This is a genomic window from Streptomyces sp. NPDC024017, assembly GCF_040638895.1.
GTDB lineage: Bacteria > Actinomycetota > Actinomycetes > Streptomycetales > Streptomycetaceae > Streptomyces.
The window spans coordinates 37,475-50,579 of sequence record NZ_JBEZYZ010000014.1; the positions used below are offsets into that span (position 1 = coordinate 37,475).

Sequence of the window (13,105 nt, forward strand, 5' to 3'; positions counted from 1 at the left end):
ACCCCGGCGAAGAGGAGCGGTACGTGAGCGAGAGCAGTGCGGAGGTCGTCGCGGACGTCGCCTCCGCGGCCGTCGCGGCCTCCGCCGCGGGGGCGGCGGGAGGCTGGCGCCGGGCGACCGGTATCGCCGGCGTGGCGATAGGCGTGGTGGCCGCGGGCGCGGCCGCCGGTGTCGCCCTGGAGCGGATGACGGTCGGCCGCGGCATGCGCCAGAAGGCCCGGCTCGCCCTGGACTCGGCGGGGCCGTACGGCTCGCTGCGCGGCATGCCCGGCAAGGCGTTCGCCGACGACGGCACGGAGCTGTACTACGAGGTCGACGACCTCGACCCGGAGCCCGCACCGGCCACGGGCTCGCGCCGCCGCCGGCTCTTCGGCCGCAAGGCACCCGCTCCCGTCACCGTCGTCTTCAGCCACGGCTACTGCCTCAGCCAGGACTCCTGGCACTTCCAGCGGGCGGCCCTGCGGGGCGTCGTACGGACCGTGCACTGGGATCAGCGCAGCCATGGCCGGTCCGGGCGGGGCGTGGCGCAGACGCGGGACGACGAGCCGGTCACGATCGAGCAGCTGGGCCGGGACCTGAAGGCCGTCATCGACGCGACCGTCCCCGAGGGGCCGATCGTGCTGGTCGGGCACTCCATGGGTGGCATGACGGTGATGGCGCTGGCCGACCAGTACCCCGAGCTGATCCGCGAGCGGGTCGTCGGGGTCGCCTTCGTGGGGACGTCGTCGGGGCGGCTCGGCGAGGTCAACTACGGCCTGCCCGTCGCCGGGGTCAACGCGGTGCGGCGGGTGCTGCCCGGGGTGCTGAAGGTGCTGGGGCAGCGGGCCGATCTGGTGGAGAAGGGGCGCCGGGCGACCGCGGACCTGTTCGCCGGGATCATCAAGCGGTACTCGTTCGCGTCCCGGGACGTCGACCCGGCCGTCGCCCGGTTCGCCGAGCGGATGATCGAGAGCACGCCGATCGACGTGGTCGCCGAGTACTACCCGGCGTTCAACGACCACGACAAGACCGAGGCGCTCGCCCACTTCGCGGACCTGCCGGTGCTCGTCCTGGCCGGGGTGCAGGACCTGGTCACGCCGAGTGAGCACAGCGAGGCCATCGCCGATCTGCTGCCGGACGCCGAGCTGGTGCTCGTGCCGGACGCGGGGCACCTGGTGATGCTGGAACACCCGGAAGTGGTCACCGACCGCCTCGCCGACCTGCTCACCCGCACGGGTGCCGTGCCCGCAGGAGCTACCGTGAAGGGCTATGGAAGCACCAGCACCGCACAGCCCGGCTGAGCCCGGTTCCGTCCAGATCGTCGTCACGTCCCCCGAGCAGATGCGGGAGCTGGGTCGCCGGCTCGCGAAACTGCTGCGCGCGGGTGACCTGGTGATGCTCAGCGGGGAGCTCGGCGCGGGCAAGACGACGCTGACCCGTGGGCTGGGCGAGGGGCTCGGCGTACGCGGGGCCGTCACCTCGCCGACGTTCGTGATCGCCCGGGTGCACCCCTCGCTGGGCGACGGGCCGCCGCTGGTCCACGTCGACGCCTACCGGCTCTCCGGCGGGCTGGACGAGATGGAGGACCTCGACCTCGACGTCTCGCTGCCCGACTCCGTGGTCGTCGTGGAGTGGGGCGAGGGCAAGGTCGAGGAGCTGACCGAGGACCGGCTCCAGGTCGTGATCCACCGGGCGGTGGGCGACACGACCGACGAGGTCCGGCAGATGACGCTCACCGGTGTGGGGGAACGCTGGGCCGCGGCGGACCTGAGCGTGCTCGTCGCCTGAGTCCTGGTGTGCGGTCATTTGATGAACGTTCCGACAAGACGTCGGCAAGATGTTGCGTTCGGCGTCTTGTGCGTGGTCACATGGTATCCAGTCCGTAGTTAGGTGTACCTAACTTCGTTTGCCCCGGCCCTTCGGGAGGCGTCCGTGTCGACTACAGAGAGCAAGGGGCAGCCGCCGCGGTTCGCGGTCGCCGGGGTGTCCATGCGCGACCTGCTGGCGGCCGGCGAGGCAGCGGCGCTGCTCTCCACGCCGCCGCGCGCTCCCGACCCGGAGTTCTCCGAGAGGGCCCCCGGGCACCGGGAAGCGGCCTAGCGGCCCTAGCGGACGACCACGACCGTGCGGCCGATCGTCGCGAACGTCCACATCGCGTCGCCGTCCGCGCGGGACTCGCGGATACCGCCCGTGCGGACCTTCGGGTCGGGCGCGGGGGCGGTCGCGCCGCCCACGGCCGCGCTGAAGCCGATGACCACGCCGTCCACACTGGCGAAGCGCACCACGTGCTCGACCGGGACGCCGTCGGAGCCGGTGACCGCGTTCGAGCGGGACGTCACCGAGTAACTGCCCGGGGCCGGGTCCACCTCGCTCGGGTCGACCTCGAACGTACGGCTGACCGCCTCGTCCCCGGCGACCAGCCACACCCGGTCACCACGCAGCGAGTACACGACCCGCGCGCCCTTGCCGGAGCCGGCGGGCAGTGCGGTGGGGTCCTTCTTGACCTGGGGCGTCTTCGCCGTACCGGCCGCCGGTTGCGCGTCGGCCTGTGCCGCTCTGCCCAGGCCGGCCGGGACGGTCTGGGCCGCCTGGTGGGCGAGGTAGCCGACCGTCGCGAGGGCCGCGGCGGTCAGCCCGGCCACGATTCCCGAGCTGCTGGCTGACACCGGCGTCCACCTCACGTCGTACATCCCTGTCGTGACGGTAGGTGACGGTAGCAGCAGGTGACGACCCGGCAGGTGCGACCGTGCCGGGTCCCGGGGAGCCGTAGGCTGTTTGCGTGCTCTTGCTCGCTCTGGATACCGCCACGCCCGCTGTCACCGTCGCGCTGCACGACGGACGCGATGTCATCGCCTCGTCGAGTCAGGTGGACGCGCGGCGGCACGGGGAACTGCTGCTGCCGGCGATCGACCGGGTGTTCACCGAGGCCGGTCTGCGGCTCGACGCCGTCACCGGGGTCGTCGCCGGGATCGGTCCGGGACCATACACCGGCCTGCGCGTCGGCCTGATGACCGCGGACACCTTCGGGCTCGCGCTCGGCGTCCCCGTGCACGGCGTCTGCACGCTGGACGGCCTCGCCTACGCCGCCGACCTGGAGGGCCCGTTCGTCGTCGCGACCGACGCCCGCCGCAAGGAGGTGTACTGGGCCCGCTACGCCGACTCCCGCACCCGGGTCACCGACCCGGCCGTGGACCGGCCCGCCGACATCGCCGAGCAGGTCAAGGGTCTGCCCGCGGTCGGGGCGGGCGCGCTGCTGTACCCGGACACCTTCCCCAAGGCGCACGAGCCGGAGCACGTGTCCGCCGCCGCCCTCGCCCGGCTGGCCGCCGAGAAACTGGCGGCCGGCGAGGAACTCCCGCCGCCCCGGCCGCTGTACCTGCGCCGCCCCGACGCCCAGGTCCCCAAGAACTACAAGGTGGTCACCCCCAAGTGACCGAACCCGTGACGTGTGAGCTGCGCGAGATGCGCTGGTGGGACATCGACGCCGTGCTGGAACTGGAGCGGAACCTGTTCCCCGAGGACGCCTGGTCCCGGGGCATGTTCTGGTCCGAGCTCGCCCACGCGCGCGGGCCCGAGGCCAACCGGCGGTACGTGGTCGCCGAGGCCGCCTCCCGGATCGTCGGGTACGGCGGTCTCGTCGCCACCGGTGAGCAGGCCGACGTCCAGACCATCGCCGTCTCCCGCGACCGCTGGGGCACCGGCCTCGGCGGACAGCTGCTGGCCGAACTGCTGCGGGCGGCCGGTGCCTTCGAGTGCGCCGAGGTGATGCTGGAGTGCCGGGTCGACAACGTCCGCGCACAGAAGCTGTACGAGCGCTTCGGCTTCGAGCCCATCGGTTTCCGGCGCGGCTACTACCAGCCGGGAAACGTGGACGCCCTGGTGATGCGCCTGACCGCCCCCGAGAACTCCGTACAAGGAACCGAGATCAATGGCTGACGAACCCCTCGTGCTGGGAATCGAGACCTCCTGCGACGAGACCGGCGTCGGCATCGTCCGGGGCACCACCCTGCTGGCCGACGCCGTCGCCTCCAGCGTCGACGAGCACGCCCGCTTCGGCGGCGTCGTCCCGGAGGTCGCGAGCCGCGCCCACCTGGAGGCGATGGTCCCCACCATCGACCGCGCGCTGAAGGAGGCGGGCGTCACCGCCCGCGACCTCGACGGCATCGCCGTCACCGCCGGCCCGGGTCTCGCCGGTGCCCTGCTGGTCGGCGTCTCCGCGGCGAAGGCCTACGCGTACGCGCTCGGCAAGCCCCTCTACGGCGTCAACCACCTGGCCTCGCACATCTGCGTGGACCAGCTGGAGCACGGCGCGCTGCCCGAGCCGACCATGGCCCTGCTGGTCTCCGGCGGCCACTCCTCGCTGCTGCTGTCCTCGGACATCACCTCCGACGTCCGCCCGATGGGCGCCACCATCGACGACGCGGCCGGTGAGGCCTTCGACAAGATCGCCCGCGTGCTGAACCTCGGCTTCCCGGGCGGCCCGGTCATCGACCGGTACGCGAAGGAGGGCGACCCGAACGCCATCACCTTCCCGCGCGGTCTGACCGGCCCGCGCGACCCGGCCTACGACTTCTCCTTCTCGGGGCTGAAGACCGCCGTGGCGCGCTGGATCGAGGCCAAGCGGGCGGCGGGGGAGGAGGTGCCGGTGCGGGACGTGGCGGCCTCCTTCCAGGAGGCGGTCGTGGACGTCCTGACCCGCAAGGCCGTCCGGGCCTGCAAGGACGAGGGCGTCGACCACCTGATGATCGGCGGCGGTGTGGCCGCCAACTCCCGCCTGCGCGTCCTCGCCCAGGAGCGCTGCGAGGCCGCCGGGATCCGGCTGCGCGTGCCGCGGCCCAAGCTGTGCACGGACAACGGGGCGATGGTGGCCGCCCTCGGCGCGGAGATGGTCGCCCGGGGCCGCGCCGCGTCGAGCTGGGACCTGTCGGCCGACTCCTCGCTGCCGGTGACGGAGCCCCACGTCCCGGGCGACCACGACCATGTGCACGAGGTCAGCAAGGAGAACCTCTACTCGTGACGGTCGCGTTGATGTGGGAGGCCCGGGCGTCCGAGGGCCGGGGCGAGGAGTTGCTGGCCTGGGCGCGCGCCCAGGAGCTCCCCCGCGAGCCCCTGCGCCGGGAGACCTTCAGGGCGCCCCAGGACCGCGTCCTCGTCCTCACCTGGTGGGACGCCCCCTACGACGCCGAGCTGCCCGAACTGCCGGAGCCGGACGGGGAACTGGTCACGCGGGCGGTGCACCGGTGGCGGTTCGAGTCGGTGGACGGCGGCTGACCGAGAGCCGCCCGGGCTCGTCCGGGTCGTGACCCCGCCACAGCACCAGGCCGTTCCTGCGCTCCCAGCGGGCGGCCACCAGGGCCCGGGCCAGCCAGTCCGACGCCAGCCACGGCGGGACGACGATCAGCGCAGGCTCCCAGAAGAGGGCCACCGGCAGCGCGAATGCCACGGTGAAGCCGAGGACCCCCGGGTTGAACGGGCGGCGTCGCGGGGAGACCCCGGCGGGCGGTGCCGCTCCCGTGTCCTCCAAGCGGGGCGCGGCGTCGAACTCGCGCACACTGCTGAAGCGCTTGAGCCAGGACCCCCTGAGGAGTGCGGACGCCGCCACGTACGCGAGCCCGATGCCGATGACCAGCGGCAGCCCGTGCGGCCTGATCGGCAGGTGTCCGCGAACCCCGGCGAACACCGCCATGCCGACGACGGTGCCGGTGAACGCCGAGAAGGCATCCCGCAGTTCCGCGTGGACGTACCTGTCCATCCCACCCCCGTACTCCCGCACGGGGGATCACCCCACCCGCGACACCTCCGTCCCGCACCGAAGCCGCCGGTCGGGGCCGAGGACCCTGACCGGGCCGGTGAGAGTGAGCCGCGCCGTGTGGCGTACGTCCGTGCTGGACGCCGCCAACCGTAGTTCCAGGGCGCCCGGTTCGACCACCCTGCGGCCCGACCGGTCGGTGAACGCCGAGAGGTCCGTGTGGAATCGGAACGTGACCCGGGCCGCCTCGCCCGGGGCCAGCTCCACCCGCTGGTAGCCGATCAGCCGTACGTCGGGGCGGGTCACCGAGGCCACCGGGTCGTGCAGGTACAGCTGCACGACCTCCGCACCCTCGCGGTCGCCCGTGTTCCGGACGGTCACCGACACGTCGTGGGAGCCGTCCGTGCCGAGCTCGGCCGGTTCCGTCGCGGAGCAGTCCTCCCAGGCGAACGCCGTGTACGAGCGGCCGTGGCCGAAGGCGTACAGCGGGGTCGGGTCGAGGTTGCTGACCTCGCCCGCCAGGCCCAGGGGCGGCTGGAGGTAGGTCCAGGGCTGTCCGCCGGGGACCTGCGGGACGCTCACGGGGAGGCGGCCCGAGGGGTTCACGCGGCCCGACAGGACGCCCGCGACCGCCGGGCCGCCCTCCTCGCCCGGGAAGAACGCCTGGACGACCGCGCCGAGGCGGCCCTGCCAGCGGCCCAGCGCGTAGGGGCGGCCGGTCAGCAGCACCAGCACCACGGGGACGCCCGTGGCGACCAGCGCGTCCAGCAGCTCGCCCTGGACGCCCGGCAGGCCGAGGTCCGTCGCGTCGCAGCCCTCGCCCGAGGTGCCGCGGCCGAACAGGCCCGCCCGGTCGCCGAGGACCGCCACGCACACGTCCGACTCGGCGGTGCGGGCGATCGCCTCCTCGAAGCCCCCGGTGTCCGGATCCGTCACGTCGCAGCCCTGCGCGAACGTCACCTTGGCGTCCGGGAGTTCGGTGCGCAGGGCCTCCAGGACGGTCGGGATCTCGATGCCGGCCGGCACCTCGGGGTGGTGGGTGAGGACGTGGGACGGGAAGGAGTAGCAGCCCAGCATGGCCAGGGCGTCGGCCGCCCGGGGGCCGACCACCGCGATGCGGGTGTCGGGTGCCAGCGGGAGCAGGCCGTCGGGGTTGTCGAGCAGGACCACCGACTCCTCGGCCAGGCGGCGGGCCAGGACGCGGTTGCCCGTCGAGTCGAGGTCGATCGCCGTGGCCGGCTCGGGGGTCCAGTCCTCGTCCAGCAGGCCCAGTTCGCACTTCTGGAGCAGGACGCGGCGGACCGCGCGGTCCACGAGTTCCTCGGGGACCGAGCCCGAGCGGACCGCCTCCAGCAGCGGCCGGCCGTAACACTTGACGGTGGGCAGTTCGACGTCGATCCCGGCGGTGAGGGCCGCGTGGGCCGCCTCGGCCGGGGTGCCGGCGACCCGGTGGAGGGTCTGGAGGAAGCCGATGCCGAAGTAGTCGGCGACGACCGTGCCGGTGAAGCCCCACTCCTCGCGCAGGAGATGGGACAGCAAGCCGGGGTCCGCGGAGGCCGGGACGCCGTCCGTCTCGGTGTAGGCGGCCATCACCGAGCGGGCGCCGCCCTCGCGCAGGGCCATCTCGAAGGGCGGGAGGGTGACGTCGGCGAACTCGCGGATGCCGGCCCGTACCGGGGCCAGGTTGCGGGCGCCGGCCGAGGAGGCGTACCCGGCGAAGTGCTTGAGCGTGGCGACGACCCCGGCCGACTCCAGGCCCCGCACATAGGCCGTGCCGACCGTGCCGACCAGGTACGGGTCCTCGCCGATCGTCTCCTCCACACGGCCCCAGCGCGGATCGCGTACGACGTCCAGCACGGGCGCGAGGCCCTGGTGGACGCCGGCCGAGCGCAGGTCGTCACCGATGCGGCGGGCCATCTCCTCGACCAGCGGCGGATCCCAGGTCGCACCCCAGGCCAGCGGGACCGGGTAGGCGGTGGCCTGCCAGGCGGTGAAGCCGGCCAGGCACTCCTCGTGCGCGATCGCCGGGATGCCGAAGCGGCCGGCCTCGGCGATACGGCGCTGGGCGCGGGCCAGGGCCTGCGCGCCGAGCGCCGGGTCCACGGGGGCGGTGCCGAAGGAGCGTGTGAGCTGGCCCAGGCCGTGGGTGATCAGCTCGTCCCATGCGTCGTCGGAGGAGTCGGCGGTCATGTCGTGCTGGTGCGGAGCGACTCCGCCGCCGTCCGTCGCGGCGCCCACCCACACGCCGTACAGCTGGGCGGTCTTCTCCTCCAGGGTCATCCGGGAGAGCAGGTCGTCGACGCGGGCGGCGGCGGGCAGCGCGGGGTCACGCCAGGGCGCGGTGGTCATGAAGCTCCTGTCGGGTGGACGGACGGCCCTCTCACACGTTTCACGAATGTTTCGTTATGAACTTCGAATGTTCCGGGAACCTATGGCGGTGCGAGGACTTCGTCAAGGGGGCCCGCAGGGTTACGATCGCCGCCATGACTTCCCCGGAGCCGGTTGAAAGCCGGACGCAGACCCGGACGCAGGGGCGCACCGCGCAGACCGCGACCCTCGCCGAGATCGCCCGTGAGGCGGGTGTGTCGGCGCCGACTGTTTCGAAGGTCCTCAACGGCCGGGCCGACGTCGCCCCGGCCACCCGGTCCCGCGTCGAGGACCTGCTGCGCGCCCACGGCTACCGGCGCCGCCGTGCCGAGGCGACCCGATCACCCCTGATCGACCTGGTCTTCCACGAGCTGGAGAGCGCCTGGGCGATGGAGGTCATCCGGGGAGTGGAGAACGTGGCCCGGGACGCCGGCCTCAGTGTCGTGCTGTCCGAGAGCGCGGGACGGCTCACCCCCGGGCGGACCTGGGCCGACCAGGTCGCCGCGCGCCGGCCGCACGGAGTGATCCTGGTCCTGTCCGGGCTCGACGAGTCGCAGCGGGCGCTGCTGACCAGCCGCTCCATCCCGTTCGTGGTGATGGACCCGGCCGGCGACCCCGGCGCCGACGTGCCGTCGATCGGCGCGACCAACTGGCAGGGCGGTCTCGCCGCCACCCGGCATCTGGTCGAGCTGGGGCACCGCCGCATCGGTGCGATCAGCGGGCCCTCGCAGATGATGTGCAGCCGGGCCCGGATCGACGGCTACCGGGCCGCGCTGGAGACGGCTGGGCTGCCGGTGGATCCCGCCCTGATCGCGACCGGCGACTTCCATCACGAGGCCGGCTACCGGCGGGGTCTGGAGCTGTTGCGCCGCCCGGACCGGCCGACCGCGGTCTTCGCCGGGAACGACCTCCAGGCGCTCGGGCTGTACGAGGCCGCGCGTGAGCTGGGTCTGCGCATCCCCGAGGACCTGAGCGTGGTCGGGTTCGACGACCTGCCGGTGGCGCCCTGGGTCGGGCCGCCGCTGACGACCGTACGGCAGCCGCTGACGGAGATGGCCGAGGCGGCGGCCAAGCTGGTCCTCGACCTCGGGCGGGACGAGGAGACGTTGGCGGCGACCCGGGTGGAGCTGGCGACGAGCCTGGTGGTGCGCAGCAGCACGGCGGGGCCGGCGGGACAGTAGGTGCTGTGCTGACGGGTGTTCCGGACGCCTCCACGCTGCACCGAAGCCAATCGGTTGCACCACCGAAACTTTCGGAGACGTCCGCGGCGACGCCAAGCGACGAGAACTGCCCGCCGGCGGGTTCAACTCCTCGTGGAGCGGGAGCAATCCGGTGCCGGTGGTGACGCTGGGGTGACTCCGGGTCCTGAAATCTGAGAATTTCCGAAGAAAGGGCGCCCTGGGCTCCCTGGCCGTAATAATTCGGACTTATGTTCCTGCTCGTGACGGGACGCGACGGGGACGAGAGCACGGACGTGGGCCGGCGGTCGAGAGCGCTGAAGATCGCCGGCCTCACCCTGGCAGGGGTGCTGGTGCTGGGCGCCGGTGCGGCGGGCTGGGCCTACTGGCATCTCAGCGACAACATCACCGGCGTCGACATCGACAGCGCTCTGGGCGACGACCGGCCGCCGAAGCCGGTGACCACTCCGTCGCCGTCGGCCCCGGCCCTGCCGAGCGAGGCCCTCAACATCCTGGTCCTGGGCTCGGACTCGCGCAGCGGTGAGGAGAACCGCAGGCTCGGCGGCGGCGACAGCTCCGGCGCCCGCTCCGACACGGCGATGGTCGTCCATCTCGACGCCGGGCGGACCGGCGCGACGGTGGTGAGCATCCCGCGCGACACCCTGGTCACCCGCCCGTCCTGCCCGCGACCCTCCGGCGGGTCGACGGCGGTCGCCCGCAACTCCATGTTCAACAGCGCCTACGAGGTGGGCGGTCCGGTCTGCGCGGTGAAGACGGTCGAGGCGCTGACGAACGTCCGCATGGACCACTACCTCGAGATCGACTTCTCGGGCTTCGCCCGGCTGGTCGACGCGCTCGGCGGCGTCACCGTCACCACGGACGAGGACATCGCCGACGAGGACAGTCATCTGCGGCTGAAGGCGGGCACCCACCACCTGGACGGCACCCGGGCCCTCGCCCTCGCCCGCACCCGGCACGGCATAGGCGACGGCAGCGACCTGGGCCGCATAGGCCTCCAGCAGAAACTGGTGAAGGCCCTGCTGGAGCAGATCGCCTCCCAGGACCTGCTCACCGACCCGGCCCGGCTGTACCGCCTCGCGGACACGGTCACGGCCGGCCTCACCACCGACACCGGCCTGGACTCCCTCGCCGAACTGACCCGGCTCGGACAGAGCCTGAAGGGCCTCCCGGCGAGCGGGGTGCGGACGGTGATGATGCCCGTGGTGCAGGCGCCGTCGGATCCCAACCGGGTGGTGGCCGAGGAACCGCGGGCCAAGAAGCTGTGGGAGTCGCTGCGGTGACCTGCGCAAACGAGTCCCGGGGAGTTTCTTCGAAGAATTCGGCGAGCGTATCGATCCGTCACCCTCCGATCGACGCAGGGTGATGGATCGTTCGCATGTTCCCGGTGACGACGTGGGTTCGACGTGCCTAGTGTGATCGTCATGCAGCTGCGGTACGCCTTCAGGTTGTACCCCGACGCCGCTCAGCAGGCCGGGCTGGCCAGGGCGTTCGGGTGCGCGCGCGTCGTGTTCAACGACGCCGTGCGTGCCCGCGAGGACGCCCGGAAGGCCGGGCAGTCGTTCCCGACGGCCGGGCAGCTGTCCCGGAAGCTGATCACCGAGGCGAAACGGACGGCCGAACGGTCCTGGCTCGGCGAGGTCTCCGCGGTGGTGCTCCAGCAGTCCCTGCGGGACGCCGAGAAGGCCTACCGCAACTTCTTCGACTCCCTCAAGGGCACGCGAAAGGGACCGAAGGTGGGCCCGCCACGGTTGAAGTCCCGCAGGGACAGCAGGCAGGCGATCCGGTTCACCGCCAATGCTCGCTGGAGCATCACCGGCAGTGGCCGTCTGAGCCTGCCGAAGATCGGCGCGGTGAAGGTGAAATGGTCCCGAAGCCTGCCCGCCACCCCCACCTCCGTCACCGTGATCAAGGACGCGGCCGGCAGATTCTTCGCCTCCTTCGTCATCGACACCGACCCCGCCGCCGACCAGGTCCGGATGCCTGAGACCGACCGCACCATCGGCATCGACCTCGGCCTCACCCACTTCGCGGTCCTCTCCGACGGCACGAAGAACGACTCCCCGCGCTTCCTCCGGCGCGCGGAGAAGAAGCTGAAGAAGACCCAGCGCGAGCTGTCCCGCAAGCAGAAGGGATCAAAGAACCGGGCCAAGGCCCGCCTGAAGGTCGCCCGCGCCCACGCCACAGTCGCCGACGCACGCCGTGAGTTCCACCACCAGCTCTCCACGAAGCTGATCTCCGAGAACCAAGGGATCGCCGTGGAGGACCTGTCGGTGGCGGGACTGGCCCGCACGAAGGTGGCCAAGTCCGTTCATGACGCGGGCTGGTCGTCGTTCGTGAACATGCTGGAGTACAAAGCCGTCCGGTACGGCCGCACCCTGGTGAAGATCGGCCGGTTCACACCGACCTCCCAGACCTGCTCCACCTGCGGCGCCGTGGACGGACCCAAACCCCTGAACGTCCGGGAGTGGACCTGTACCGCCTGCGGCACCGTCCACGACCGGGACACCAACGCCGCGATCAACGTGAAGACGGCCGCCGGACTGGCGGTATCGGCCTGCGGAGCGCCGGTAAGACCGGGAGTAATCCCGGCACAGCGCGAAGAAACAGGAAGCCACGGATTCCCCACCGGAAACCGTGCCGCATAGCGGCACGGCAACCAGTAAGGGAAGACCAGAATCCTCGCCCTTCACTTCAGGGCGAGGAGCAAGTCAATCGATCAGCCAGTGCAAGGGACGACACCAGGCCCGGCAGATCGCCGAGAACTGACCCACCCTGCTTGGCCGGGCGCCCCGACAGGTGTCTGATGGTGGGCTGTGACCCCGCAGTCCAGCCCGGCCTCGCTGCCCACCTGGCGTCCGCGGACCTCCTCGCCCGCCTGGGCCGTACGGCCCAGGGCCGTGCCGAGTTCGAACGGGCGGCGTCCCTGACCCGGAACGAGCGGGAGCGGGAGCTGCTGCTGGGGCGGGCGGCGGAGCAGGCCTGACGGCTGGGCTTCACGGACGTCATGGCCCGCCTGCGGGTTCCCCGTCGTCGAGGACGGCCACGCACCAGACCGGACGTGGTTCTGGCGGATGAGGCGACTCTGGTCCGGCCGATGATCCGACGAGACCGTCCAGGCGTGTCAGGGACTCGGCGCGGTCAGGTACCGCTGGATCGTCGGTGCCAGCCATGCCGCGATCTCCGCCCGCGCCAGCCCCACGGCCGGCGGCATCCGCAGCACGTACCGCGTGAGCGCCAGCCCCAGCAGCTGCGACGCCATGAGTGCCGCCCGTGCCGGGACCTGCTCGGGGTCGGGGCACACCTGCCGGGTGACCGGCAGCAGCTGGTCCCGCAGGATGCCCTGCATGCGCTCCGCCCCGGCCTGGTTGGTCACGCCGACCCGCAGCAGGGCGGTGAGGACCTCGTTGTTCTCCCACATGTCGAGGAAGTGCTCGACGAGGATCCGTCCCGCGTCCTGCCGGCGGTCCGCCCCGCTCACGTCCGGCAGCCGCAGGTCGATGGCGACGGCCGCCGCGAAGAGGCCCTCCTTGTTGCGGTAGTACCGCATCACCATCGACGGATCGATGTTCGCGTCCTTGGCGATGGCGCGGATGGTGGCCCGCTCGTAGCCGTCGGTCGCGAAGCGTTCGCGGGCCGCCGCGAGGATCGCGCCGCGAGTGGCGTCGGAGCGGCGGGGGGAGCCGGAGCCGGACCCGGGAACCGTGGGGGTGCTGTCGCTGCCGTTCATGCCAACAAGCGTAGGCCAACGGGTGTAGGTCAACAAGTGTTCGCCAACGGATGTTTGCCAACACCCGTTGACACCCCCTCGGTG

15 protein-coding genes are annotated in these 13,105 nt (G+C 72.3%); 11 read left to right on the forward strand and 4 right to left on the reverse strand.

All coding sequences use genetic code 11. The features are described 5' to 3' along the window. Window positions 1-23 precede the first annotated feature (23 nt). The 3 genes from AB0G20_RS32470 (at window position 24) to AB0G20_RS32480 (ending at window position 2,079) form a co-directional block, all read left to right on the forward strand. Window positions 24-1,280, forward strand: a complete 1,257-nt coding sequence (locus AB0G20_RS32470; RefSeq protein WP_361308586.1) for an alpha/beta hydrolase — start codon at window positions 24-26, stop codon at window positions 1,278-1,280. After that, entirely contained in the window at window positions 1,249-1,767 is a 519-nt protein-coding gene (tsaE, locus tag AB0G20_RS32475) for a tRNA (adenosine(37)-N6)-threonylcarbamoyltransferase complex ATPase subunit type 1 TsaE (protein ID WP_361308588.1), read from the forward strand. The genes AB0G20_RS32470 and tsaE overlap by 32 nt, the downstream gene beginning before the upstream one ends. 144 nt (window positions 1,768-1,911) lie before the next feature. Next, window positions 1,912-2,079 (forward strand): hypothetical protein, encoded by a 168-nt coding sequence (locus tag AB0G20_RS32480; RefSeq protein WP_361308590.1) that lies wholly within the window; start codon window positions 1,912-1,914, stop codon window positions 2,077-2,079. Between the two features lie 5 nt (window positions 2,080-2,084). Here AB0G20_RS32480 and AB0G20_RS32485 read toward each other — a convergent pair whose 3' ends face one another. Continuing rightward, a complete protein-coding gene (locus AB0G20_RS32485; RefSeq protein ID WP_361308592.1) occupies window positions 2,085-2,645 on the reverse strand; it encodes a hypothetical protein in 561 nt (186 codons plus the stop codon). Between the two features lie 113 nt (window positions 2,646-2,758). Between AB0G20_RS32485 and tsaB the strand changes: the two genes are divergently transcribed. Genes tsaB through AB0G20_RS32505 form a run of 4 tightly spaced genes read left to right on the forward strand, consistent with a single transcriptional unit; the run spans window position 2,759 to window position 5,250 of the window. Then, window positions 2,759-3,412, forward strand: coding sequence for a tRNA (adenosine(37)-N6)-threonylcarbamoyltransferase complex dimerization subunit type 1 TsaB (tsaB, locus tag AB0G20_RS32490; RefSeq protein ID WP_361308593.1), 654 nt, complete (start codon window positions 2,759-2,761; stop codon window positions 3,410-3,412). Further along, complete coding sequence (gene rimI / locus AB0G20_RS32495; protein WP_361308595.1) at window positions 3,409-3,915, forward strand: ribosomal protein S18-alanine N-acetyltransferase; 507 nt, start codon at window positions 3,409-3,411, stop codon at window positions 3,913-3,915. Before tsaB ends, rimI begins: the two co-directional genes overlap by 4 nt. Beyond that, complete coding sequence (tsaD, locus tag AB0G20_RS32500; RefSeq protein ID WP_361308597.1) at window positions 3,908-4,996, forward strand: tRNA (adenosine(37)-N6)-threonylcarbamoyltransferase complex transferase subunit TsaD; 1,089 nt, start codon at window positions 3,908-3,910, stop codon at window positions 4,994-4,996. Before rimI ends, tsaD begins: the two co-directional genes overlap by 8 nt. Continuing rightward, window positions 4,993-5,250 carry a hypothetical protein gene (locus AB0G20_RS32505; RefSeq protein WP_361308599.1) on the forward strand — a complete coding sequence of 86 codons (258 nt, stop codon included), beginning with the start codon at window positions 4,993-4,995 and terminating at the stop codon, window positions 5,248-5,250. Before tsaD ends, AB0G20_RS32505 begins: the two co-directional genes overlap by 4 nt. Here the strand turns inward: AB0G20_RS32505 and AB0G20_RS32510 are convergent. Beyond that, window positions 5,201-5,731, reverse strand: coding sequence for a hypothetical protein (locus AB0G20_RS32510; RefSeq protein WP_361308601.1), 531 nt, complete (start codon window positions 5,729-5,731; stop codon window positions 5,201-5,203). The genes AB0G20_RS32505 and AB0G20_RS32510 overlap by 50 nt on opposite strands. Window positions 5,732-5,758: 27 nt before the next feature. Then, window positions 5,759-8,077: a glycoside hydrolase family 3 N-terminal domain-containing protein gene (locus tag AB0G20_RS32515; protein WP_361308603.1), complete on the reverse strand. Its 2,319-nt coding sequence runs from the start codon at window positions 8,075-8,077 to the stop codon at window positions 5,759-5,761. Window positions 8,078-8,211: 134 nt separating this feature from the next. Here AB0G20_RS32515 and AB0G20_RS32520 point away from each other — a divergent pair, with 134 nt between their 5' ends. The 4 genes from AB0G20_RS32520 (at window position 8,212) to AB0G20_RS32535 (ending at window position 12,277) form a co-directional block, all read left to right on the forward strand. Further along, complete coding sequence (locus AB0G20_RS32520; protein WP_361308605.1) at window positions 8,212-9,276, forward strand: LacI family DNA-binding transcriptional regulator; 1,065 nt, start codon at window positions 8,212-8,214, stop codon at window positions 9,274-9,276. 248 nt (window positions 9,277-9,524) lie between these two features. Further along, window positions 9,525-10,574 carry an LCP family protein gene (locus tag AB0G20_RS32525; protein ID WP_361308607.1) on the forward strand — a complete coding sequence of 350 codons (1,050 nt, stop codon included), beginning with the start codon at window positions 9,525-9,527 and terminating at the stop codon, window positions 10,572-10,574. A gap of 141 nt (window positions 10,575-10,715) precedes the next feature. Further along, a complete protein-coding gene (locus AB0G20_RS32530; protein WP_361308609.1) occupies window positions 10,716-11,939 on the forward strand; it encodes an RNA-guided endonuclease TnpB family protein in 1,224 nt (407 codons plus the stop codon). Window positions 11,940-12,097: 158 nt separating this feature from the next. Further along, window positions 12,098-12,277, forward strand: a complete 180-nt coding sequence (locus tag AB0G20_RS32535) for a hypothetical protein (protein ID WP_361308611.1) — start codon at window positions 12,098-12,100, stop codon at window positions 12,275-12,277. 138 nt (window positions 12,278-12,415) lie between these two features. Here AB0G20_RS32535 and AB0G20_RS32540 read toward each other — a convergent pair whose 3' ends face one another. Beyond that, complete coding sequence (locus AB0G20_RS32540) at window positions 12,416-13,021, reverse strand: TetR family transcriptional regulator (protein ID WP_361308613.1); 606 nt, start codon at window positions 13,019-13,021, stop codon at window positions 12,416-12,418. Between the last annotated feature and the right edge of the window lie 84 nt (window positions 13,022-13,105).